We start from the raw sequence: 22,512 nt of genomic DNA, 5'->3' as shown, positions 1-22,512 counted from the left end.
ATTACGACTCCTCGGCGGGAGACACCTGCATTCCCGGCTCCAAAGTTTGATCGGGCGTGGGCAAAACGACCTGTTCACCCGGACGCAGACCCGATCGCACTTCGACACTCGTTAATCCTTCCAGTCCCAAATCAATCGATCGCTGCTCCACCTGCTGATCGCCGTTCATCACCCAAACAAACGGATTCGCCTCGGCCTGCTGAATTGCTTCAATGTCGATCGCCACCACGTTTTGCCGCTGCTCTAGCACAATCTCGACATTTACCTGACTGCCAGGAATCAAACGGCGGGTGGGGCGATCGAGCCGGACAGTCGTGGGAACAGTGGCGCTGGCCTGCTCAGAACTGTCTGCTTCGGCTGGAGCGATCGCCTGTGGATACAGACTTTGTATGCGTGCAGTGTAAATTTGTGGATTTGCCCCAATCACGCTGACGCGAGCAGGTTGGTTCGGCTGCACCTGCGCGGCATTGAGCGTCGAAAGCTGAAGCTGCACCAGTTCTTGAGCGGGATTGCCCAGCGTTAACAGTTCGGTGCGGCGATCGACTCCATCTCCATCCTTGACGCTGACGCCCAAAATCACGCCGCTGGTGGGTGCAGTTACAACCGTTCCTTGCAGTTCTTGCTCGATGCGCTGCTGTTCAAGCTGCAAGCTTTGCAGTTCCAGTGCGGCAGTGCGAGCTTCGGCCTGCGCGGTGTTGAGCGCGGCGATCGTGGTGCGAATTTGGTCTTCAATGTCTTGAATTTGCGTTTGCGGAATTGCTCCTTCTCGCGCCAGCGGCAGCAGCGTTGCGCGTCGTCGTTGATTGGCCGTCAGTTGCGCTTGCGCTTCGGCAATTTGCTGGCGGCTGCGCGAGAGCGTCACTTGCTGCTGTGCAATTTGAATTTGCTGATTGACCAGTGCCGTTTGGCGATCGGGATTTCGCAAGGTTAGCAGGATTTGCCCTTGCCGCACGGTATCCCCAGGCTGGACAAGGACGCGATCGACTGCTCCTTCGGCGGGAGAACTGAGCGTCTGCTGATTGCCCAATTCCACCGTGCCGCTTTCGTTGATCGTCGTTTCCACTGTGCCGCGCTCGACGGTCAACAGACGAACACTAAGCGGATTAGCCGGACGATTCAGGGCAACGGCATAAACCCACCAGCCACCAATGCTGACGATCGCCAGCACACCAGAGCCAATTAGCCAATTTACACCCGCTCGCTTGCTACTCTGAGGCACACCCTTAATGCTGAAGCTATTGCGGTCGATTCTACCAATCTCTCAGGGCAAACGCATCGAATGGCATCGCGCATTGATCGCAGCATCAGATCGCACCAAAGAGCATCGGCTTGATGAACAAAGGCGCGATCGAAACCTGTAGTCGATCGCGCCTTTGTTCATTTACATTAGGCTTCGTCGAGGGCAGCAATTCCCGGAAGCTCTTTGCCTTCAAGCAGTTCGAGGCTGGCGCCGCCACCCGTCGAGATGTGGCTCATCTTTTCGGCCACGCCGACTTTTTCGACTGCCGCAACCGAATCGCCGCCGCCAATGATCGTGACAACGCCCTGACTGGTCAGATCGGCCAGGGTACGCGCGATCGCTTCTGTGCCTTTGGCAAACTGGTCAAACTCAAACACGCCCATCGGTCCGTTCCAGATCACTGACTTGCACTGCTTCAGCGCATCTTCAAACACCTTGATCGAATCCGGGCCAATGTCCAACCCCATCCAGCCATCGGGGATATTTTCGATGCTGACGGTTTGGGCGTTGGCATCAGCGGCGAAGTTATCGGCCACGACCACGTCGGTGGGAAGCAGCAGATCCACGCCTTTTTCCTTCGCTTTGGCTTCCAGCGTTTTCGCCAGTTCCAGTTTGTCTTCTTCGACCAGCGACTTACCGACATTCAGGCCACGCGCTTTGTAGAAGGTGAAGATCATGCCGCCGCCGATCAGCAGCTTATCAACTTTTTCCAGCAGCGTTTCGATCACGCCAATTTTGCTGGAAACTTTGGAGCCGCCGACGATCGCCGCAAGGGGACGCTGCGGATTTTCGATCGCATTTTGCAGATATTGCAGTTCCTTTTCGATCAAAAATCCGGCGACTGAAGGCTTGAGGTAGTGCGTCACGCCCTCGGTGGAAGCGTGAGCGCGGTGGGCTGTGCCAAACGCATCGTTGACGTAGAGATCCGCGATCGACGCCAATTCTTTTGCAAATTCGGGATCGTTGGCTTCTTCACCCGGATGAAAGCGGACATTTTCTAGGAGCGCAACTTGACCGGGCTGCATTGAGGCGATCGTGCTTTGCACAGCCTCACCGATGCAGTCATCCGTTTTGGTGACCCCTTGACCGAGCAAATCGGAAAGCCGCTTGGCAACCGGAGTGAGGCGATACTTGTCGGAAACACGCGCTTCATAGGTATCGCCTTTGGGACGACCGAAGTGGCTGGTCAAAATGACGATCGCACCCTTAGAAGTCAAGTCTTGAATGGTCGGCAGCGCAGCCCGAATGCGCGTATCGTCGGTGATTGCCCCTTGATCATCGAGCGGCACATTGAAGTCTGCCCGCACCAGAACCTTTTTGCCCGACAAATCCGCCGCTGATAAATTTGCTAGAGTTTTTTTTGACACAGCCTACGCTTCCCCCTAAATGAGTCTTTATACTTATTGAAGCATTTCTCGATGAACAAGTGAATTCGCAAATTGCATTTTGCCTAATGGCATTTCGCCCAATGGCTCACATTGCGATCCCGTCCATATTTTACCGGAGTCCCCGTCCCCAAACGGCGTAAGAAGAACTGCTATGTTTGAAACTGTTTTATTTCCGATCGACCAGAGCCGCGAATCCCGCGAAGCCGCCGAAATGGTCGTCCAAGTCGTCAAAACTCACCGCAGCCGCCTGATCGTCCTGTCTGTTGTCGAGCCGCCCGACCCCAACCGCGCCCCCGAAATGGCTTCTCCCGATGCCGTCGCCAAGCTGCTTGACACCGCCAAAGCCCTCTTTGCCGACCAGGGCATTGAAGCCGAAACGATCGAACGCGAAGGCAAACCCGCTTTCACCATCTGCGACATAGCCGACGAACTCGAAGCCGATCTAATCGTCATGGGCTGTCGCGGCCTCGGCCTCACCGACGAAGGCGCAACCGAAAGCGTTACCAGCCGAGTAATCAATTTGTCGCCTTGTCCCGTCTTGATCGTTCCTTGAGGGGAGACAGGAGGCAGAGGGTAGAAGTGGGGGCAGCGAGCAACACGAGGGACGCGGCGGGAAAGCCAATGCGAAGCGCTACATTGACACATACGAGTAACCCCTTGCGTAGCAAAGGGAAAGGCACTCTCCCTGCTGGGGTTGGAGGTGTGGAGGAGGGGCAACGCCCCTAGCCTCCACTGGTTCGGATCAAAGAGCAATCGAAACCTCGATCGATCCCTTCCCCTCCAAAAAATCACGATCGCCCCGCTTAGAATCAGAAAATTCCTTCTTCCAAATTTTTTATGCAGCGGCAGAACGCACTCCGAAACCTAGGAACCTATTCGCTCCTGAGCAGCATCGCGATCGCCATGCTCCTACCGCTGCTGTGGCTTCTCAGCACCGCCTTCAAATCGTCCGGTGAAGACATCTTTCAATTTCCGCCGCGCTTGATTCCAGCCGAACCCACGATCGCCAACTTCGTCACCGTTTGGCAAACCAATCCCTTCAGCCAATACTTATTCAACAGCACGATCGTCGCCGTCCTCACCGTTGCCTTGAATCTGCTATTTTGCTCGCTCGCCGCTTACCCACTCGCCCGACTCAATTTTCGCGGACGCGATGCTTTATTTGCCCTAGTCGTTGCCACAATTTTGATCCCGTTTCAGATTGTGATGATCCCGCTGTATGTGCTGGCGGTTCAGCTTGATTTACGCAACAGCTATTTAGGATTATTGTTTCCTGCGATCGCCTCTGCCTTCGGAATTTTTCTGCTTCGTCAAGCCTTCCAAGCCGTCCCCAAAGAACTCGAAGAAGCCGCCCGGATGGACGGTTGTTCAGAGCTTGAAATCTGGTGGTGCGTCATGCTGCCCTCAATTCGTCCAGCACTAGTGACGCTGGCAATTTTTGTGTTTATCGGGTCGTGGAGCGATTTTCTTTGGCCGCTGTTGATTCTCGATCGCCCCGAATACTACACCTTGCCGCTCGGCGTCGCCAAACTCGCAGGCGCATTCTCGCTCGACTGGCGCTTAATTGCAGCGGGATCGATAATTTCGATCGCGCCCATTCTGCTCTTTTTCCTCATCATGCAGCGCTACATCGTACCGACCGAGGCCGGAAGCGGCGTCAAGGGCTAGCGATCCCCACTGCGAGATCGCTCGATCGAAATGCAACTTCAAGTAGATGCTTTGGATGAATCTTTCCCAGTATGTTCGTTGCTAACAAAACTACAGCGCCCTCGAAATTCAGCCTGGCTGAAAGATCGATCGCTGCCTAACGAAACTACTAAGGAGATTCACATGACAATCAACCTTCGGGAAGATGTGGCCTATTTGCTACTAAAAAAAATTGACGAATTTGAACAGCAAGAAGGTCACAAACAGCACGAATTGCGATTTGAGCAAGGCGATTTCACAGGTCGCAGCGTCACCGAAATTGATCTCATGGCGCATCTCGACTATCTGAACCAAAAGCAGTATGTGCAGGCCGAATTTACGGGCAACGCCTACGCCAACCAGGAAGACGTGCCCGATGTTGTGAATTCCGATGAAGTTGAATTCCGAGTTGCCAATTCCTTTGGCGCACCGGATGGCCCACTGCCGCACTTGATCACGTTCAAAAGCGCGATGCTGACCGAAAAGGGCAAAAAGCTGTTGGAAAAAATGGAGGCCAATCCGCCCAAAGCGCTGATGGAAGGTCCCAGCGTACCGATCGTCACTGAAAGTATGCCGTTCCTGGAAAAAGTGATGATCAAGGCAGAACTGGAAGATTTGTTTGATGCTCGCGATGTGGTTGAAGTCGTCTTCCGCACCATGCGCGACGTGATGCCCACTGAAACGATCGATCGCGTCGCTGGCGAACTACACGAAGAAGCCTTGCCGACCGAAGACAAAGCAATCAACAACGAAATCGCGGATCTGTGGACGGACACCAATCCGATCGTCGCTTTCCTCAGCCGCATTCGTCCGATTCTGCACATCAAGCCGGAAACTTTTCTCTTCCGCATCAAGCAAGAAGCCGGGCTGCCGCTGCACGTGACTCCCGAAAGCGCCGTCACCGCCGTTTTCTCGGCAACCAAAGAAGAACTGACAGACGATCGCATCCAGGAAATTGCCAGCTACCTGCCTGGCGAAATTCGCACGATGTGGGAGCAAGCGTAATTCTGAACTAAACCCCAAAAGTCGATCGCTTCAGCGCACCGAAAGTATCGCTCTGTTTCGGCAGGGCGATTTTTTGTCTTGTTTTTTGTCATGGAGGGGACTCGAACCGCGCTATACTCCGTTGTGAAATTTGACTCCAATTCAAAGCATGGTAGCGGTCGCAATCTTGGCGGCGGGAAAAGGAACCCGCATGAAGTCTCACCTGCCCAAGGTGTTGCACTCACTCGGCGGGCGATCGCTCGTGCAGCGTGTCCTCGACAGCCTCGCGCAAATCCAGCCGCAGCGTCGGCTAATCATTGTGGGCTACGCAGCCGATGCGGTACGCGAAGCACTCAACGGGGAAGCCGTCGAATTTGTCGAACAAACCGAGCAATTGGGAACTGGACATGCCGCCCAGCAGCTTTTGCCGCACCTGCAAGGATTTGAAGGCAATCTGCTAATTTTGAATGGCGATGTGCCGCTGTTGCGCCCGCAAACGCTAAAACTCCTGCTCGATACGCACACGCAAAACAACAACGCCGCAACGATCTTGACCGCGCAAATGCCTGATCCCAAAGGCTACGGGCGCGTTTTTTGTGACGGCAGCAACCTAGTCACGCAAATTGTTGAAGACCGCGACTGCACAACCGCCCAAAAGCAAAATCGCCGCATCAATGCGGGAGTCTACTGCTTCCGCTGGTCAACCTTGGCCGAAGTCTTGCCGCGCCTGCAAAGCAACAACGATCAAAAAGAGTTCTACCTCACCGATGCCGTCAGCCAGATGAGTCCCGTCATGGCGATCGACGTAGAAGACTATCAGGAAATTCTGGGGATCAACGATCGCCAACAGCTAGCCGCCGCCTACGAGATTCTGCAAGCCCGCGTCAAAATCGACTGGATGCGAGCAGGCGTCACCTTAATCGACCCCAACAGCATCACGATCGATGACACGGTGCAACTTCAGCCCGACGTGATCATCGAACCGCAAACGCACCTGCGCGGCCAAACAGCGATCGGGTCGGGCAGTCGCATTGGCCCCGGCAGCCTGATCGAAAACAGCGAAATTGGCGAAAATTCGACTGTTCTCTATTCGGTGATTACGGATAGTCGAATTGCGAACAATACGCGAGTGGGTCCCTATGCCCATTTGCGCGGCCATGCAGACGTGGGGAGCAATTGCCGACTGGGAAATTTTGTGGAATTGAAGAATGCGATCTTGGGCGATCGCACGAACGTCGCTCACCTGTCCTACCTGGGAGACGCGACGCTGGGAACGAAGGTCAACATTGGCGGCGGCACAATTACGGCCAACTATGATGGCGTGAAAAAGCACCGGACGGAAATTGGCGATCGCAGCAAAACCGGAGTGAATAATTCGCTGGTCGCGCCGCTGAAAATTGGTGAAGATGTCACGATCGCGGCGGGTTCAACGATTACCGACGACTTGCCCAATGACTGTTTGGCGATCGCTCGTGCCCGTCAGGTCGTCAAACCCGGATGGCGACCGAAGCGCGATCAGCCCCAAGACGGATAAACCCGACGCACACAGCCCGCTTGGATCGCGTCATTAAGCAGGGCAAGCAGGCGGCGCTCGACTTCGCTGACGCCTTCCGCAACGATGTGGTTGAGGTGGGCTTCAGCAGCGGGGGAAAGTTCGCCAAAGGCGATCGCGGTTCGCACCCAGGCTTCCAGCGATTGTGCCTGGATCGGGTCAGGATATTCAAGCATCGGGTCTTGACGCATCGAAAGCAGCATGGAGATCCAACCGTAGCGCAACTGTTTCCCGAAAAATATCATTGAATTTGTATTCTGCGTTACCGCTTCCCTACGGACACCCAGACAGCAAGAAGCGGGTGGCGCGATCGCGCCACCCGCCTAGCACGGTTGACAGTGAACTAATTCTATGCAGTAACCGTTTCTGCTGCTTCTGCCGCCGCCGGAGCGGGGTAAATGCTCACTTTTTTGCGGTCTTTACCTTTGCGCTCAAAGGTGACGATGCCGTCAATTAGAGCAAACAGCGTGTCATCGCCGCCACGACCTACGTTTTCACCGGGGTGAATTTTGGTGCCGCGCTGCCGCACCAAGATGTTGCCCGCGCGAACGACCTGACCGCCATAGCGCTTGACGCCGAGCCGCTGGGCATTCGAGTCGCGCCCGTTGCGCGTACTGCCTGTTCCTTTCTTATGAGCCATGATTTCTCCTGATTGATAGAACTGTGCTTAAGCGTCTGCGGTTTCCGTTTCAGCAGTTTCCGCAGTCGGAGCCGATGCTGCCGCCGCGCCGATCGACTGGCCGTTGAGCGTAATCGAATTGACAAGAATGCGGGTTAGCTCTTGGCGATGGCCGCGCTTTTTGCGTGTTTTCTTCTTCGGCTTCATCTTGTAGACCAGCACTTTGCGACCGCGCAGGTGCTTGAGGACTTTCGCCTCGATCGCTGCGCCTTCCACTGTGGGCTGACCAACCGAGAATTCACCGTCATTTTCGACAAACAAGACACGATCGATCGTCAGCGAGCCGTCTGCTTCGACCGCGAGGCGATCGACATCATAGAAGCGACCGGGTTCAACGCGAATTTGCTTGCCACCCGTTTCAATAATTGCGTAAGCCATGATTTTTCCAGTTTGGCCGTACAGGTAGCTGGCGCACCAGCGTTTTGGACAAAACCTGATCCGAGCACAATAAACAACCTTTCGATTATAGCTTAGCGATCGGTGCTGCTGAGATGAAACGAGAAACTGTTAGAACGCGAGTCGATGCAGCGACAGAGAAGCCAAAATATTTGGCTTTGTGGATGGAATAAACGATCGTAGGGGCGATTTGCAAACCGCGCCGATCGCGCGATCAACAATACCCTTATTCGCCATCAGCAAGGCCGAAAACAATTATTTTTAACCATTTGCCTTTTGCCTTTCGTTCAAACGACAAAACTTGTCGTGTCGCCTTGAGCCGCTTGCCAACTGCGAGCATCGTAATAAAGATCGGCCAGCGTAATGCTTTGAAAGGCTTCTTTGAGTTTCTGGTGCATTCGCTTCCAAAGCGCAAACGTCACCCAATCTTCGGCTTCAGTGGATGGTGATAGATGCGGCAATGGTTCGATCGTTTCACCCACCGCCGCCAAAATTTGACCAAGCGAAATTTGGCTGGGCGATCGCGCAAGCTGATAGCCGCCTTGTGCGCCGCGAATTGAAATCACAATTCCGGCTCGACGCAGATCGATTAACAGTTTTTCGAGATAGGGAGCGGGCAGATTTTGACGAGCGGCAATCGATCGCACCGAAGCTGGCTGATGATTCGGCTGCAAACTCAAGTCAAGCAAAGCTTTAACGCTGTAGTGTCCTCGCGTAGTTAATTTCATCAGCAACCAATCAGGGGGCAGTGAAGCAATCCAACGGATCGATCGACTTGGAGTAAATCGATCAATTTGATGAACTGTTGAATAAAGAACTTAAAAATTCGCTTTTTACAGTGTAGGATGTTCAAAGCTGATTCGTGGCAAAAACAACATTATTTCTGTCGCTATCAGTTAGAATGCTTTTCTATAGACTCCTTGTTGCGTGTGAGTTAGGTTGATGAGTAAAAAGAAAAAGATCGAACCGCTAACGGGTGAAGCGCTCCTGACCAAGGTAAAGGAACTGGAGCATCTGAGCAAAGAAGAAAAAGCGCGTGAATGTGGCTACTACACCGTTACCAAAAACGGCGTAGAGCGAGTGAACATGATGAAGTTTCTGAACGCGCTCATCGATGCTGAAGGCATTCAACTCGATGGCAAGCAGAACAACAATGGTCGCGGCGGACGCAGTGCGAGCTATCGCATTAGCGTTCAGTCAAACGGCAACTTGCTGATTGGCTCTGCCTACACCAAGCAGATGGAACTCCATCCGGGTGATGAATTTGAAATCTCGCTCGGACGCAAACACATTCGTCTGCGTCAGTTGGATGGGGACGGCGTTGTTGCCGCAGACATCGAAGAGTAGTGACAGATTGCGATTTGAGTATCGATATTAGCCGTCGCAGCAAAACACGTCTAATTGGCTGAGTGCTTTGCTGCGATCGCTCATGTCAGAACGAGCAATCGATCGCGACAAAACGCCAAGGCAAATTGTCTTGGCGTTCACTTTAATTGCAAGAATCGCTGCGAACGAAAGCACCAGTCTATGAGTTGAGCGGTTCGAGCGCAACAACTTTTCCCAACCGAAAATATTGGCGTACCTGGCGATCGCTCACGGGCGTTAAGGCAAAAAGCTCCATGCCCCAATTTTGAGCATACGCCTCAGCAAAATCTTTCGCTTCGCCCTCGGACGAAGTTTGCAGCAGCAGTTCGTTCGCAAGTTCTGTAGTGCCAGGAAAAGCAAATTCAGCCAAATACATCGTCAATGCAACTCCTTATTGGTGCGTGGATTGAAAGGACGATTCGGGAACAACCCGTGCAACTTCAGGAAAACCTTTTGGTAAAGCTTGCTGAGCCGAGACGATCGCAAGCCCTCACCCTCTCTTCATCATAGATTTACAGTTCAAATCAAGTCAGGCGAGAATTACGGATATTTCGATTGAAATCGATCGCGCTGCCTTCATCAGAAATCTCCGCAGTCTCACGAAAAAGCTGCAAGAGCAGTTAGCAGTTCCTCTTTTCGTAAAGATGAGTGGGTAGACACGATCAAACATAAAACCAATAGACCCAGTAGCGCTCTTAGCAGGTGCTACTGAGTTTTGAATCCGGTTTTAATCAGGGGAAGCTACTTATCTAGATTGGCTGAGTTTTTGCTGAAGCTCAAGCAGTTGGCACGGTTCAGCCGCTCATCTGCATTAGCCCTAAAAGCGATCGCGAGGCCAAGGAATTGTGGGATCAGCCGCCAAATCGCGAGCAACGGCGATCGCTCCGGCTTGATTGAGATGGCTAGGGTCGGCAAAGTTGCCAGTTTGCGTCGGCCAGCGCAAGCTGTAATCGCGAAACACAAAGCCTTCGCGAGCGGCGAGCGTCTGCATCCGCTGCCGAAACTGCTGCTCAAAGTTTTGCCTTGCCGCATCAAGATAGTCGCGAGTCAACGGTAGATTCACCACCACCAAGGGAATCTGCTGACTGCGAGCGAACCGCGCGACCTGCACAGTGGCCGCTATCTGTTCGCCGTTTAGGTTAAATGGAACATAGCTGCTGTCATATCGACCGGGAACGCGAGACCGCGATCGATAGTAGCTAGCGGGATCAAAGCGGGTGGCGATCGGCTCAAATCCGTTTGGCTGCAAGTTCGTCGCCACGCTAAAGGCGTTGACTTCCGGCAAATACAGATTGGCCTGACCGAGGCAAAGCTGAACGCTAGAAACGGTTTGGCAGTTTTCGGCTGAAGGCGTCGCACTCGCTTGAATTGGCCGATCGCCCCGTGCAAGCGATCGATAGCCTTCTGAGGCCGCAATGCTGCGGTACGTTAAATCCGGGCGACCGCTGTTGAACGCTCGCAGTCCGTCTCCCCAAATGATCAGGCGCGGAAGCTGATCGGCGGTGAGAATGCGCGTCAACACCAAATCGACAACGCGAGCCGTCGCGCCATTGATGCTGAAGTTGTAAATCCGTAGGGGTGCATGTCCGCGCTGAATCAAAGCTTGCTCTAGCGCAGCAGGATCAATGCCCTGAAGCGATCGCGAACTACCCACGATCAACACATCCGGGCGTCCCTGCGTCTGCAAATACTGCTCATACAGCCAGATTTGCTGGTCGAGGCGATCGCTGCCAAAGCTGGGCTGTGGTGGACGCAGCACCTGCGGCGGACTGCTGACCTGTGCAACGCTGGCTGGATCTGTTCCTGTCGAAACGGACACCGCCGTATCGCCCTTCAGCATGAGCGGAAGGGGAGTGAGCATCGTCAGCTTCATCAGCAGCGCAACTAAAACCGTGCCGCTCATTTGAACGATCGCAAATCGGCACCTTTATTATCGCGTGATTTTCGGATGTCAGGTGTCGGAAAGTTCGTCCGGCTATCTTGCACGATCGCTGGGTTTCGACAGACTCAACTCCAGTTGTCAAGCAATGCAGCCAATTAACTGCCCGGCATTCTTGGCGTGTGACGTTTGACGGCGATCGCAAACTGCCGCACGTCGTCGCGTTTGGAACAGTAAAAGCGATCGAGCGTGTAAAATTCTGATGCGGCTTTTCCTTGCAACTCCAGGTAGCTTCTCATGAACGGCTTTCCCTTGTCTCGATCGCTTTCCCGACGACGATTTCTGCAATTTGTTACCCTTTTTACCGTCTGCTTCGCGTTGATTGTCGGCTGCGCCCGTCCCCAAAGCCAGGCGCCCGCAGGTTCAGCCGCCAACAGCGATCGCGTCACGATGGGAACAACGCTGAAAGCGCGAACGGTTGATCCGGCTGATGCCTACGAAATCTTTCCGGGCATTTTGCTTTACAACATGGGCGATCGCCTCTACACCTACAAACCCGGAACAACCGAACTTCAGCCGCAACTCGCCACCGAGCTTCCTCAAATCAGCAGCGACGGTTTAACTTACACCATTCCGCTGCGTACCGAAGTCACCTTTCACGACGGCACACCGTTTACAGCCGAAGCGATGAAATTCTCGCTCGATCGCTTCATGCAAAACGGCGGACGCCCCGCTTTCTTGCTGTCTGAAAAAGTTGATTCAATCACCGCAGGCAACAACGAAATCACCATCAAACTCAAAACGCCATTCGCCGCATTTCCTGCCCTGCTCACCTTTTGGGGAACCACACCCGTTCCGCAGCAAGGCTATGAAATTGGCGCAGGCAAATTTAATCCCGACAGGTTCGTTGGCACAGGTCCCTACAAACTTGCATCCTTTTCAACAGATTCCATTCGCCTGGATGTCAACGAAAACTATTGGGGTGAAAAACCCGCCAATCAAGGCATCGACATTCAGCTTTATACCAGTGCGGCAAACCTCTACAACGCCTTCAAAACAGGCAGCTTAGATGTTGCCTACCAAACGCTTGATCCCGATCAAATTGCCAGCCTTCAACGCGAAGCAGGTCAAGGCGGCTGGCAGGTGATCGAAGCAGGAACGACGGTGATTAACTACATGCCGTTGAACCAAAAACAAGCGCCAATGAACGATCTCAATGTGCGGAAAGCAGTTGCCGCAATGATCGATCGAAACCTAATTAACGATCGCGTCTTTCAAGGTCAAGCTGAACCACTCTACAGCATGATTCCAACCAGTTTCGACATCTATCAACCTGTGTTCAAAGATGCATTTGGTGATGGCGATTTTGCCAAAGCCAAAGAATTTTTGGCTGCTGCTGGATTTTCAGAATCGAAACCGTTTGAACTGGAGATTTGGTATCCTTCCTCCTCCACAACCAGAAGCATTGTTGCCAATACATTGAAAGAATCGATCGAGCGCGGCCTGCCTGGACTCGTCACCGTGTCGATTAACAGCGCAGAAGCCGCAACGCTTTGGGAGAACGTCGAAAAGGGAACTTATCCTGCTGTGCTTTCCAACTGGTATCCTGATTTCTACGACGCAGATACGTTTGTGGAACCGTTCTTGAGCTGCGCCAAAGGTTCAACGGATGGCTTGTGTGAAGCAGGCCAAAGTCAATCGCAAGGCTCGTTCTATTTCAGCGAAAAAGCCAATCAGTTGATTGCCGATCAGCGAGCTGAAACAGATCAAGCCGCCCGCGACAAAATCTTTGCTGAACTGCAAGAATTGCTCGCCACTGATGTGCCTTATATTCCCCTTTGGCAAAACAAAGATTTTGTTTTTGCGCGTCAGGGAGTGAGCAATGTGGCGATCGAACCCACTCAGCAATTTCTCCTCTGGAAAATTAGCAAATAGCTTGATTTCAGGGACGTAAGATTTTACGTCCCTGCCAGAATTCATTTCACTTTTTGCCAACATTTGCATCATGTCTCGATCGAGCGCCCTCCGCACCTACGTCCTCTCCCGATTGCTCCTCGCGCCATTAATGGTGCTGACGATCGTTACTTTGGTTTTCCTGCTCCTCCGGGCAACTCCGGGCGATCCGGTTGATATTGTTTTGGGAGCGAGAGCGCCAGAATCCGCGAAAGCCGCGTTGCGCGAACAGCTAGGGCTAAATGCTCCCTTGTGGCTTCAGTATTTGCGCTACATCGGGGCTTTGCTCAGGTTTGATTTGGGAACTTCGCTGACCAGTCAAGGGCAAACGGTTTGGGAGATTGTGCAAACGCATTTTCCTGCAACCGTCGAATTAACGATCTTCAGCATGATTGTTTCGGTTGTAGTAGGCGTGGGGATCGGCACGTTTGCCGCGACGCGACCCAATAGCGCGATCGATGCAGGCGGCAGGCTCTTCGGCATCCTCACTTACGCGGTGCCGATGTACTGGTTTGGCATGATTTTGCAGTTGATTTTTGCCGTGCAGCTACGCTGGTTTCCTTTGGGAACGCGCTTTCCGCTGACCGAAGCACCGCCTGTTTGGATTACGGGACTGTACACGATCGATAGCCTCCTCACCTTCAACCTCGGCCAGTTCTTCACCAGCTTGTACTATCTGACGCTGCCCAGCTTGACCTTGGGAATTTTGCTCAGCGGCATCTTTGAGCGAATGGTGCGCGTTAATCTCAAGCAAACCTTGCGATCGGATTACGTCGAAGCTGCCCGCGCCAGAGGCATCCCCGAACGCCGCATTGTTCTGGCTCATGCGCTCAAAAATGCCTTAATTCCCGTGATTACCGTGCTGGGGTTGACGATCGCCTCGCTCCTTGGCGGCGCAATTCTCACCGAAGTCACCTTTTCCTGGCCGGGACTCGCGAACCGTTTGTATGAAGCGATCGAGCAGCGCGACTATCCGGTGGTGCAAGGCGTGATTGTGTTTTTTGCGGCGATCGTGGCAATTGCCAGTATTGCGATCGATATTCTCAATGCCTACGTCGATCCACGCATTCGGTACTGAGTCTCAGGTTAATCCGAGGAGTTGAGCATTAGTAAGAAGGGTTGGGGGGATCATGCAGTTTTTAACCATCCTAGGGATAGGCCTGCAAGTCGTTTTCATCTTCAGATTGATTGGTTTTTGAACTGATCAGGTTGCCGATTGCTGCCAAATCTTGCTCGCTTAGCGAATTCATGTTCAAGAAAATTGCGGAGTCATCTTGCCGCAAAAATCTTTGAATGTGGCGCGAGAAGTATCCAGAAGTTGGAATCACAATATCTGCTTGAGCGATCGCATGAATACTTTTGAGTAGTTTTTGCCGAGATTCACCAATAATCGTGGACGTATTACCGATGCTGGAAAACGATTTTAGCCGCTGCTCAGAACGGTAAACTTCTTTAAGCAATGCAAGTACTTCAAGTGGATTGAGCTTAATCTCTCTTCTAAGAAGCGCACGAAAAACCACTTCCAAGGATCTGTGGTAGCCATCTGAGATGACAACAACCGAAAATTTGTCTGGAGTATAAGTTTGGAAGATTGCTTCCAAGAGGTTGAAGATTTTTTGCAGTTCGATCGGTTTACGGCTGCTATCTAGAGCATCTTTTGAGTCAATGATTTGGACAGAATAGCAAAAAGTGGACAGTGTTTTACCGCCTATCTTAAAGCTTGCCATATCGCCATTTCTGATGTGCACCAAGAGCTTCACTTTACCTGGTAAAAATCCAGAGTTAATTGGTTTTTTACTTCTAGCAAGCCAGTAATACTTTGCTACTTCAAGTTCCCTAAAGTAATCTTTCTTCTCACCTGCCTGTTCTAGCAATTGAGCGATCGCATCAACATAAGAATAAATTCCTTGATAGGTCGTAAATACCTTAATTGTGTTTTTGCTGCGATCGAAACTGTTAATAATTTCTCTAAGTTCATCTAGATTTGTAATTTTTTGATTCTGAAAGATATTATCCAGGGATATTTCTACTTTCTTGTAGTTTTTGAAAGCTAAATCATTGATATTCAACGCTCTTCTTTCAAGCGCTAAAAACTTGCCAATATAGTCAGATTTGTAGGGTTGAGTATGAGTTACAGCCGCTAAGTTTCTGGAATATCTGAGAAGTGCCATGCCCCAATAGCTAGAGGCAGAACTTCTGACGCAGCTAAATGGAGTGTGAACATAATTGTATGACAACGCTCTTCCCAAAGGATGCAGCTTCGAGAGGTGCCATAACTTATCAGTGATGCCCATCCAGTCAGTCAGCGCGATCGCAAAAAAACCGTCATTAGGCTTTGCATCAAAATTCATCTTCACTACTCGGAAAAGCTTGTGCTCTTTATAACACATCCTCAAAGGGGGCAGCTCGTAGCTTGATTTCACGTTCTGCCGCGCCATCAGTAACCGGAAATTGGGCTGTCCCAGAAGGTTTTGACAAAACTATACGACGGATAGCTGAGTTGGTCGGGGTAGAAGGTCAAGGATGATTGAGTTCCAATTGTCGTGCGATCGAGGCAGTCCGTGCATTCTTGTGAACGCGCAAAAGACTTGATCTCGCTCCAATGCGGAACTGCACAAAAATTTTCTGGAATGCTCTTGACACCCATGTAGTATATGTGTAGTATAAGTAGTATAACGAAATAAACAAGGAGAAAAGATGCGATTACGTTCTACTGAAATTTCCAAAAACCATTGATCGAACATTCATATGCTCGTAAGTGTTCTAGGAGTGATTCTCTAAAAACGCTTCAGAATGAAATCAGCCAAAACATCGGCTGAAATAACGTAAGAAATTCATTCTCAGCAGCCATCTTCTGAACCTTGACAACTTAATGAATTTTGTAGGAGATCGTTCAATTTCTTCCATCTGTGAATTAAGCACAGCAACAACTAAGCTGTAGTGCACAATCTCTTGGAAGAGATTGAACGGTCAAGATAAATAGATCTGTCCTTCACTAACAGACAAAAGTGAAAGACAAAAATAATTGTCTTCAAGACAACAGTTATACAGACAGGACAAAATTTTGTGAAAAGTTCGATCGCTACCCTAGATTACTCCACCACAAGTCCTTGCGCCCCTGTGATGCAATTGGTAGACATGGCTCGCTTAAAACGAGTTTATTGCAGGTTCGATTCCTGTCAGGGGTATGCGGAGATGGAGCAACAGCGGCTCGGCAGGTTCATACCCTGCAAATCAGTAAGTGCAATTCTTACCTCCGTTACCAAACACTGGTGTAGCTCAATTTGGCAGAGCAACTGTCTTGTAAACAGTCGGTTGCAGGTTCAATTCCTGTCACCAGCCCCATTGATGTCAACGTTTATTTCAAATTGCGATCGTGGTGTAATGGCAGCATTTCAGTTTTCCAAACTAACGATATGAGTTCGAGTCTCATCGCTCAGCCTGCTGCCCCGAAGGAATCGCTTTTGCGGATGTGATGTAGTGGCTAGCATCTGAGTCTGCCAGTCTCAGCGCACGAGTTCGAGTCTCGTCTTCCGCTTTCGTAGCCTCGTAGTTCAACGGTAGAGCATCTGTCTTACAAACAGAGAGTTGCGGGTTCAAATCCTGCCGAGGCTACCAATCTTGGGTCTGTAGCTTAATTGGAAAAGCGTCTGCCTTGCAAGCAGAAAGATGTCAGTTCAACTCTGACCAGAATCCACCAAATGAGTTCGTTGCTTAATGGAAAAGCGTTTCGGGTTTCGTGTCCAAATCGATCGAGCCTACATACTTCATATCATCCATGCTGATGGTGAGTTGATCTGTGCCTGTTTTGGTTGGAGGGCGGGAAGGCACAAGTTAAATGATGCTCTACAAACTTACACGAAAAGAGCAATTTAGCTCACTCGAAAAATATCGGTTCGACTCCGATCGAATTCACCAATGGGTCTGTAGCTCTAGTGGCAGAGCGCCGAAATCAACTCGTATCCCAACCTGCAAAGCTTACATACTAACTTCCTGTTAAGAAGTAAAAAACAGCTTTGTGAACTTGTACGAGAGATGAGTGAAATTCTCATCCGGAAGCAATCGGTTCGATTCCGATCAGATCCACTGTGACTGAACCCGAAGTGATGGAGGGGCTGGTCTGTGAAACCAGTATTAACGAGTTGAAGTCTCGTCAGTCACCCCAAATGGAAGCTGCAATCCCTGGGCGATAACCTGTCTCGAAAACAGGTGTACAGCTATGTGCTGTAGAGGTTCGATTCCTCCAGTTTCCGCCAATTGGAAGGTGCGGCTGTGTGGACGGCAACTGATTTGGAAGATCAGAGGATAGCATCACGCTATCGAGGTTCGACTCCTCCTCCTTCCGTTGTTTTTTACTAGAGAAAGAGGTGATTGCAATGGTTCATATTCGCTTTGAAGGTCGATCGATCGACCTGTCAGAAAATCAGCTTGGCATTGCATCGGGCATGAATGATGTTGCCGTTAAGGAGCGGGTTGCTCGACATTTAGATGTGCGATCGAATCGGTTGGATAGCTATGTGATCGATCGCCGTCCGAGCGGAGATTTAATCATTCGTCCTGAAGCCGTTTACGGTTAAAACTTTCACTTCGTGCCCCGATCGAAAAAGCTTACATACTTGCTCAATGGTAGAGCGATCGACTATTACTCGATTGGTTGCAGGTTCAAATCCTGCGTATGAACCAACGGCTTTTTTAACTTGCATGAAGTGGCCTTAAAAGAATGGCAGTTGTTGGCGCGCTTCGATCGCAGGTGACTTCACCTTAAAGGCAACATTATTCAAACGGAGGTAAAGATAAAATGAAACTAGCAGAAGCCCTGATTTTGCGGGCAGATCATCAGACGCGAATTTTTCAGCTTCGGCAGCGCTTGAGCCGTAGCGCTAGAGTGCAAGAAGGCGAACAGCCCCCTGAAAACCCGCAAGAATTGATTGCCGAATTAGAAACACTATCCGCTGAATTGACACAGCTAATTCAGCGCATCAATCGCACAAATTCAACGACTGAATTGCGCGATCGATTGCTCTCTGACGCGCTAGCAGAACGAGATATTTTGCGGCTGAAGCGAGAAACTTATGAGGGCGTCATCGATGCTGCCACTGTTCGATCGGATCGCTACATGCGATCGGAACTGCGGCTGGTTAGCACCATCAACGTTGCGGATGTGCAGCGACAAATCGATCGACTCTCGCGAGACTATCGCGAACTCGATGCCCAAATTCAAGCGATGAATTGGGCAACTGATCTCATTGAGTAGCAACAGCGGTAGCCAATTTGCAAAAGCGAGTACAGCCCGCCAACTGGGAAAGTTGGATTTCGATTGGTATTACCAATCGCCACTTGGTCGCGCTGAGGCAGTGCGGATGGGTTCAACTCCCATTTACAATTTACGCCCAGTATTGTGACAAGCGTATCGGGTACTGTATTTCTCACTACCACGTACTGATTTGCATTTGGTGAGGGCGGGTTTGGGGAATTCACCTGTTGCTCAATCGATAAATTGAATCATTCAAAACGCGATCGCCGCGCCCTAACCAGAAGAACTTACACATTTGTTTAGGGGACAAAACCCGTGAATTCAGTTCTTCTAACTTGCGCGGTTATGTGATGCCAAAAAGCAGCGTGGCGATCGCCTCCTAACAGTTTGGAGGACAAGATGAACAACACCGAACGCGATTTGCGGCTCGAAATGCTCAACAGCTTGCTGACCACGCCGCATCGGAGGCTTGAACAGGTTGCAGAAATTCACAAGCTGATTGTGGAGCTTGATCCGATTTTCTACGGTCACTTGGCCGTGTGGTATCAGCGCAATGGCGACGTGCGTGACCACAAGGAAGTGTTTGTCGCGCATCTGCTCACCAGCGACGTGGCCGAACACCGCAGCGCCGGATTCGTGATGCTGCAAGAGTTTCCGCCCTATCAGGTGGCTCGCGTTGTGGACTTCATGAAGCAGCACCGCAACAAGCTGCCGCGATCGGCTCGGACTGCCGTAACGCGCTATCTCAAGGTGCGCGAAAGCAATCCAGCTCTATTCGATCGCGCTGCCCTCCGGGGTCGAAAGGCAATGAAGCACCTGTACGCCTCGCTGCACATCAAGCCGAATGAGCGGGCAAACGCCATTTTGTTTCGGGACGCGCCGCCTGTGGGTTCGCTCGCGGCTGTCCTCAAGCAGTTAGCAAACGCACCAACGGCGGCAGAGCAGGCGCGGTTGATCGTGGAGTTCAACATTCCCTACACGATCGCTGTGGGTGCAATCAAGCAGCTAACCCCGGTCGTTCTCGTCGCGCTGATCAACAACATGACGCCGCAGGAAGTGATCAACAGCCTCAAGTCGCTCAAGGCACGAGGCGCAATGGATCACCCTGAAGTCAAGGCGCTGATTGACGCCAAGCTGGAAGCAGCAGCAAAGGGCGATCCCTTCGGGATCGGCAAAGCCGCGCGCGTCTCGGCATACAAGGCACAAGTGGCCGCCGATGCGGTGGAACTTGATGCGGAAACGATCGCTCGGCTGGAAAGTGTGACCAATGAGCAGGTGAAGCGGCGCGGCTCGATCGATCGTCCAACTGCTTTGCTGGTGGACAAGTCTGGCTCGATGGATCAGGCGATCGAACTGGGCAAGCGGCTCGCTGCTTTGATTTCCGGCATCACCCAAGCGGATCTGTTCGTCTACGCTTTCGACACGATTCCCTATCCTGTCACTGCACAGGGGAAGGAGTTGACCGACTGGGAGCGGGCGTTCCAGCTTGTCAAGGCGGGTGGCGGAACGAGTGTGGGCTGTGCGATCGAGGTGATGCGCCGCAAGCGCCAAGTCGTTGACCAGATCATTCTGGTGACGGACGAAGGCGAAAACACGGCTCCCTACTTTGCGGAGGCATACAAGACCTACTGCCGCGAGTTGTCCGTCCTGCCCAATGTGGTGATCGTCCGCGTTGGCAACTACTGCTCCTATGTGGAAACGCAACTGAAGCAGCAGCAAGCCCCGATCGAAACCTTCACGTTCGCAGGCGACTACTACTCACTCCCGAATCTCGTCCCGCTCCTGACACGGCGATCGCGTCTAGAGCTACTGATGGAGATTCTTGAGTTGCCGCTGCCTGCACGGAAGGATCAGTGACATTACAATCACTGTGTACTGCATTACTCATCAGCGCACAGTGATTGTTTATTTTAACTTTTTTATCCATGTACTGTTTTCGCAGTACAATTGAACTAAGATAACGTGAGTTCTGGATAAGGAAAGGTGGGGGCAGTAGGCTGAAAGTCACCAAATCATTCAGCACCCCCAACCCAATGCTTAGCTTAGAAGAACTTTTTTGCAGTGTCGATGATTTCTGCCAACGCTTTGAACCGCTCTGGCAGAAGCAACTGCTCAAGCAGAGGCTACACCAGCGCGCCCGCAGGAGGCGAAGCCCCGATCGCGGCAACTGTGCGTGAGCGAAATCATGACGATCCTGATTGCATTTCATCCGCAACACTACCGGACGTTCAAGCACTTCTACCTTCAGCATGTGAGTGTCTACTGGCGCGATGCTTTTCCTCGATTAGTCAGTTACACGCGCTTCGTCAGTTGGATGCCCTCGGCTTTAGTCCCCTTGTGTGCCTATCTCAGGCACTGCTTTGGAACCTGTTGCGGCATTAGCTTCATTGATTCGACGAGCCTCAAGGTCTGCCACAATCGCCGCATCAAGCAGCACCGAGTGTTCAAACTCCTTGCCATGCGAGGCAGAACCTCGGTCGATTGGTTCTATGGATTTAAGCTCCACCTGGTGGTCAATGACCAAGGCGAACTGCTCAACTTGACCCTGACACCCGGCAACACCGATGACCGCAAGCCCGTTCCTTGTGCTCCAAGGCGTGTTTGGCAAAGTGTTTGCAGATCGCGGCTATGTCTCTCAGCCCTTGGTCGAGCAGCTTAGACTACGTGACATCGAGTGCTTCGCCAAGTCTCGCCGCAACATGAAACCGCGCTTGATGCAGTTCACTGACAAACTGCTTGCCCGCAAACGCGCAATCATCGAGTCGATTATTGATCAACTCAAAAACATCTCACAAATTGAGCATTCACGCCATCGCAGCCCGATGAATTTCTGCGTCAATCTGGTGTGCGGCTTGATCGCTTACTGTCACCAACCCAAAAAGCCATCACTCAAACTGGAGTTTGCTTAATTGCCTTATCCAGAACTCACGTTACTTACACTGGTATTCTGGTCTGAACTGCTGCCATAAAGGAAATTGTTAAGGCGACATCGTGTCTTGGTGCCCAATTTGCTATCAAGAGTGGCAGGCAACAGGATCAGTGATTTATGAACCCTTATTTTGGTCCTTAGCTGTTGTTAAAGTTTGTTCGTTGCATCACTGTCTCTTGGCAGAGGTCTGTCCCTACTGTCATAAAAATGATCTTTTCTTAAGATGGCACTCTCGCTTGGGATACTGTTCACAGTGTCAGATGTGGCTCGGTTCATTGCCAGATAACTCACATAACAATCTCAAAAATATTGCCGAGCAAGAACTAGAAGTATTACTTTGGATAAGCAAATCAGTTGGGGAGCTAATTGCTGCTACACCCAGTATGGCTTCAGCTATCACTAAACAGGATCTTGCAAAAGCCTTCAAAGCTCATATCAATGTTGTTTCCAGTGGAAACAAAGCAGAGTTTGCTCGTCAACTTCAGCTACCTAAAAACACTGTTTGGCTTTGGTGTAATGGTAGGAATCTTCCGCAGCTAGATACTTTAGTACAAATCTGCCATCGCCTTAACCGCTCCTTAATAGAGTTTATAACTTAGGAACCAGAACAAAATATCCGTGTGGGTGTGGACAAAATGCTGATGTCTCTACGATCAGAACCAAAAGCTGAAGCTAGGGCGATCGACGCCACTCATCTCAAACAGCAATTAGAAGCCATTCTTCTCAACCATGAGTGTCCACTGCCCCCAATGGAAGAAGTTGCGAGACGGCTAGAAATTCATCGAGTGTGAAATGTCAAGGGGGTAGCCTGTCGCGACAGCACCTTGGCGGGAAGAACACTGAACTTGTCTACCAGCCATCGCAGCGTGAGCAGGTCACCTGAGCCAATCGCCAGCGCGACAGCTCAGCAAAATTTGGGTTGAGCGCTTGGCGACAACCGAGATCAAAATGACATGCTCAGATCGAAATGACAACCAAGATCAAGATGACACGATTCAGATCGCACTCAAGCGGCTGGAGCACTCGTTGGTGAACCAGCGCTGGCAGATCGCGCTGCTGCTGCCTGCTTGCGATAGCTTTCGGTATGGATCTCGATAATCACGGCATGATGCACCAGTCTATCGACCGCAGCCACTGTCATCATCGAGTCAGCAAAGATGCTGTCCCATTGGCTAAACGGTTGATTGGCCGTGACCAGTAGGCTTTT

Annotated in this window: 23 protein-coding genes, 8 tRNA genes and 2 pseudogenes; 22 read left to right on the top strand and 11 right to left on the bottom strand. The window is 51.4% G+C overall.

The genetic code is table 11. The annotated features are described in order from the left end of the window. Position 1: 1 nt before the first annotated feature. Positions 2 to 1,219 carry an efflux RND transporter periplasmic adaptor subunit gene (locus H6F67_RS15845; RefSeq protein WP_313926840.1) on the bottom strand — a complete coding sequence of 406 codons (1,218 nt, stop codon included), beginning with the start codon at positions 1,217 to 1,219 and terminating at the stop codon, positions 2 to 4. Between the two features lie 167 nt (positions 1,220 to 1,386). Beyond that, positions 1,387 to 2,607 (bottom strand): phosphoglycerate kinase, encoded by a 1,221-nt coding sequence (locus H6F67_RS15840; RefSeq protein WP_190767591.1) that lies wholly within the window; start codon positions 2,605 to 2,607, stop codon positions 1,387 to 1,389. 172 nt (positions 2,608 to 2,779) lie between these two features. Between H6F67_RS15840 and H6F67_RS15835 the strand changes: the two genes are divergently transcribed. From H6F67_RS15835 to glmU, 4 genes are all read left to right on the top strand, one after another. Continuing rightward, positions 2,780 to 3,181: a universal stress protein gene (locus tag H6F67_RS15835; protein ID WP_190767590.1), complete on the top strand. Its 402-nt coding sequence runs from the start codon at positions 2,780 to 2,782 to the stop codon at positions 3,179 to 3,181. Positions 3,182 to 3,465: 284 nt separating this feature from the next. Then, positions 3,466 to 4,296, top strand: coding sequence for a carbohydrate ABC transporter permease (locus H6F67_RS15830; RefSeq protein WP_190767589.1), 831 nt, complete (start codon positions 3,466 to 3,468; stop codon positions 4,294 to 4,296). A gap of 552 nt (positions 4,297 to 4,848) precedes the next feature. Next, a complete protein-coding gene (locus H6F67_RS28510; protein ID WP_396798158.1) occupies positions 4,849 to 5,319 on the top strand; it encodes a DUF2267 domain-containing protein in 471 nt (156 codons plus the stop codon). Positions 5,320 to 5,467: 148 nt separating this feature from the next. Then, a complete protein-coding gene (gene glmU / locus H6F67_RS15820; protein WP_190767587.1) occupies positions 5,468 to 6,832 on the top strand; it encodes a bifunctional UDP-N-acetylglucosamine diphosphorylase/glucosamine-1-phosphate N-acetyltransferase GlmU in 1,365 nt (454 codons plus the stop codon). Here the strand turns inward: glmU and H6F67_RS15815 are convergent. The 4 genes from H6F67_RS15815 to H6F67_RS15800 all read right to left on the bottom strand — a co-directional run bounded on the left by H6F67_RS15815 (position 6,814) and on the right by H6F67_RS15800 (position 8,653). Beyond that, the gene (locus H6F67_RS15815; RefSeq protein ID WP_190767586.1) at positions 6,814 to 7,053 is read right to left on the bottom strand and encodes a hypothetical protein; all 240 of its coding nucleotides are present in this window, start codon (positions 7,051 to 7,053) and stop codon (positions 6,814 to 6,816) included. The genes glmU and H6F67_RS15815 overlap by 19 nt on opposite strands. 146 nt (positions 7,054 to 7,199) lie before the next feature. Next, positions 7,200 to 7,490, bottom strand: coding sequence for a 50S ribosomal protein L27 (rpmA, locus tag H6F67_RS15810; RefSeq protein ID WP_190767585.1), 291 nt, complete (start codon positions 7,488 to 7,490; stop codon positions 7,200 to 7,202). A gap of 27 nt (positions 7,491 to 7,517) precedes the next feature. Further along, positions 7,518 to 7,907: a 50S ribosomal protein L21 gene (gene rplU, locus H6F67_RS15805; RefSeq protein WP_190767584.1), complete on the bottom strand. Its 390-nt coding sequence runs from the start codon at positions 7,905 to 7,907 to the stop codon at positions 7,518 to 7,520. Between the two features lie 305 nt (positions 7,908 to 8,212). After that, positions 8,213 to 8,653 (bottom strand): Rrf2 family transcriptional regulator, encoded by a 441-nt coding sequence (locus tag H6F67_RS15800; protein WP_190767583.1) that lies wholly within the window; start codon positions 8,651 to 8,653, stop codon positions 8,213 to 8,215. 214 nt (positions 8,654 to 8,867) lie between these two features. Here H6F67_RS15800 and H6F67_RS15795 point away from each other — a divergent pair, with 214 nt between their 5' ends. After that, complete coding sequence (locus H6F67_RS15795) at positions 8,868 to 9,272, top strand: AbrB family transcriptional regulator (protein WP_190767582.1); 405 nt, start codon at positions 8,868 to 8,870, stop codon at positions 9,270 to 9,272. A 178-nt stretch (positions 9,273 to 9,450) separates the two neighbouring features. Here the strand turns inward: H6F67_RS15795 and H6F67_RS15790 are convergent, their stop codons facing one another. The 3 genes from H6F67_RS15790 to H6F67_RS15780 all read right to left on the bottom strand — a co-directional run bounded on the left by H6F67_RS15790 (position 9,451) and on the right by H6F67_RS15780 (position 11,468). Further along, positions 9,451 to 9,672 (bottom strand): hypothetical protein, encoded by a 222-nt coding sequence (locus tag H6F67_RS15790; protein WP_190767581.1) that lies wholly within the window; start codon positions 9,670 to 9,672, stop codon positions 9,451 to 9,453. Positions 9,673 to 10,107: 435 nt separating this feature from the next. Further along, positions 10,108 to 11,193: a hypothetical protein gene (locus tag H6F67_RS15785; protein ID WP_190767580.1), complete on the bottom strand. Its 1,086-nt coding sequence runs from the start codon at positions 11,191 to 11,193 to the stop codon at positions 10,108 to 10,110. 134 nt (positions 11,194 to 11,327) lie between these two features. Then, positions 11,328 to 11,468, bottom strand: coding sequence for a hypothetical protein (locus H6F67_RS15780; RefSeq protein ID WP_190767579.1), 141 nt, complete (start codon positions 11,466 to 11,468; stop codon positions 11,328 to 11,330). On the opposite strand from H6F67_RS15780, the gene H6F67_RS15775 reads away from it, so the two are divergent. Both H6F67_RS15775 and H6F67_RS15770 read left to right on the top strand, forming a co-directional pair. Then, positions 11,467 to 13,104, top strand: coding sequence for an ABC transporter substrate-binding protein (locus H6F67_RS15775; RefSeq protein ID WP_190767578.1), 1,638 nt, complete (start codon positions 11,467 to 11,469; stop codon positions 13,102 to 13,104). The genes H6F67_RS15780 and H6F67_RS15775 overlap by 2 nt on opposite strands. A 70-nt stretch (positions 13,105 to 13,174) precedes the next feature. Then, positions 13,175 to 14,200 carry an ABC transporter permease gene (locus H6F67_RS15770; RefSeq protein WP_190767577.1) on the top strand — a complete coding sequence of 342 codons (1,026 nt, stop codon included), beginning with the start codon at positions 13,175 to 13,177 and terminating at the stop codon, positions 14,198 to 14,200. A gap of 70 nt (positions 14,201 to 14,270) precedes the next feature. Here H6F67_RS15770 and H6F67_RS15765 read toward each other — a convergent pair whose 3' ends face one another. After that, the gene (locus H6F67_RS15765; RefSeq protein WP_190767576.1) at positions 14,271 to 15,560 is read right to left on the bottom strand and encodes a hypothetical protein; all 1,290 of its coding nucleotides are present in this window, start codon (positions 15,558 to 15,560) and stop codon (positions 14,271 to 14,273) included. 676 nt (positions 15,561 to 16,236) lie between these two features. On the opposite strand from H6F67_RS15765, the gene H6F67_RS15760 reads away from it, so the two are divergent. The 15 genes and pseudogenes from H6F67_RS15760 to H6F67_RS15695 all read left to right on the top strand — a co-directional run bounded on the left by H6F67_RS15760 (position 16,237) and on the right by H6F67_RS15695 (position 22,096). Next, positions 16,237 to 16,310: transfer RNA gene (locus tag H6F67_RS15760), tRNA-Leu, on the top strand. A 1-nt stretch (position 16,311) separates the two neighbouring features. After that, positions 16,312 to 16,387 (top strand) — tRNA-Met (locus tag H6F67_RS15755). Between the two features lie 201 nt (positions 16,388 to 16,588). Continuing rightward, positions 16,589 to 16,660 (top strand) — tRNA-Gly (locus tag H6F67_RS15750). 5 nt (positions 16,661 to 16,665) lie between these two features. Next, a tRNA-Val gene (locus H6F67_RS15745) sits at positions 16,666 to 16,740 on the top strand. Positions 16,741 to 16,745: 5 nt separating this feature from the next. Next, positions 16,746 to 16,822, top strand: a tRNA-Ala gene (locus H6F67_RS15740). A gap of 388 nt (positions 16,823 to 17,210) precedes the next feature. Next, positions 17,211 to 17,287: transfer RNA gene (locus tag H6F67_RS15735), tRNA-His, on the top strand. A gap of 3 nt (positions 17,288 to 17,290) precedes the next feature. Continuing rightward, positions 17,291 to 17,378 (top strand) — tRNA-Ser (locus tag H6F67_RS15730). Between the two features lie 120 nt (positions 17,379 to 17,498). Further along, on the top strand, positions 17,499 to 17,699 hold the full coding sequence (locus H6F67_RS15725) for a hypothetical protein (RefSeq protein WP_190767575.1): 201 nt from the start codon (positions 17,499 to 17,501) through the stop codon (positions 17,697 to 17,699). Between the two features lie 32 nt (positions 17,700 to 17,731). Beyond that, positions 17,732 to 17,805, top strand: a tRNA-Asn gene (locus tag H6F67_RS15720). A gap of 115 nt (positions 17,806 to 17,920) precedes the next feature. Beyond that, positions 17,921 to 18,376, top strand: coding sequence for a DIP1984 family protein (locus tag H6F67_RS15715; RefSeq protein ID WP_190767574.1), 456 nt, complete (start codon positions 17,921 to 17,923; stop codon positions 18,374 to 18,376). Positions 18,377 to 18,775: 399 nt separating this feature from the next. Beyond that, complete coding sequence (locus tag H6F67_RS15710) at positions 18,776 to 20,233, top strand: vWA domain-containing protein (RefSeq protein ID WP_190767573.1); 1,458 nt, start codon at positions 18,776 to 18,778, stop codon at positions 20,231 to 20,233. A 176-nt stretch (positions 20,234 to 20,409) separates the two neighbouring features. Next, positions 20,410 to 21,285, top strand: a pseudogene (locus H6F67_RS15705) (IS982 family transposase). 82 nt (positions 21,286 to 21,367) lie between these two features. Further along, positions 21,368 to 21,472: pseudogene (locus tag H6F67_RS28505) on the top strand (TniQ family protein); the annotation flags it as partial. Between the two features lie 93 nt (positions 21,473 to 21,565). Continuing rightward, the gene (locus H6F67_RS27755; protein ID WP_242020658.1) at positions 21,566 to 21,904 is read left to right on the top strand and encodes a helix-turn-helix transcriptional regulator; all 339 of its coding nucleotides are present in this window, start codon (positions 21,566 to 21,568) and stop codon (positions 21,902 to 21,904) included. 42 nt (positions 21,905 to 21,946) lie between these two features. After that, positions 21,947 to 22,096, top strand: a complete 150-nt coding sequence (locus H6F67_RS15695; protein WP_190767571.1) for a hypothetical protein — start codon at positions 21,947 to 21,949, stop codon at positions 22,094 to 22,096. Positions 22,097 to 22,311: 215 nt separating this feature from the next. Here H6F67_RS15695 and H6F67_RS15690 read toward each other — a convergent pair. Next, a partial coding sequence (locus H6F67_RS15690) for an ATP-binding protein (RefSeq protein WP_190767570.1) occupies positions 22,312 to 22,512 on the bottom strand: 201 nt, incomplete at its 5' end.

Source organism: Microcoleus sp. FACHB-1515 (assembly GCF_014696105.1).
Classification (GTDB): Bacteria; Cyanobacteriota; Cyanobacteriia; order Elainellales; family Elainellaceae; genus JAAUTJ01.
This window is presented reverse-complemented; position numbering and strand designations above follow the sequence as displayed.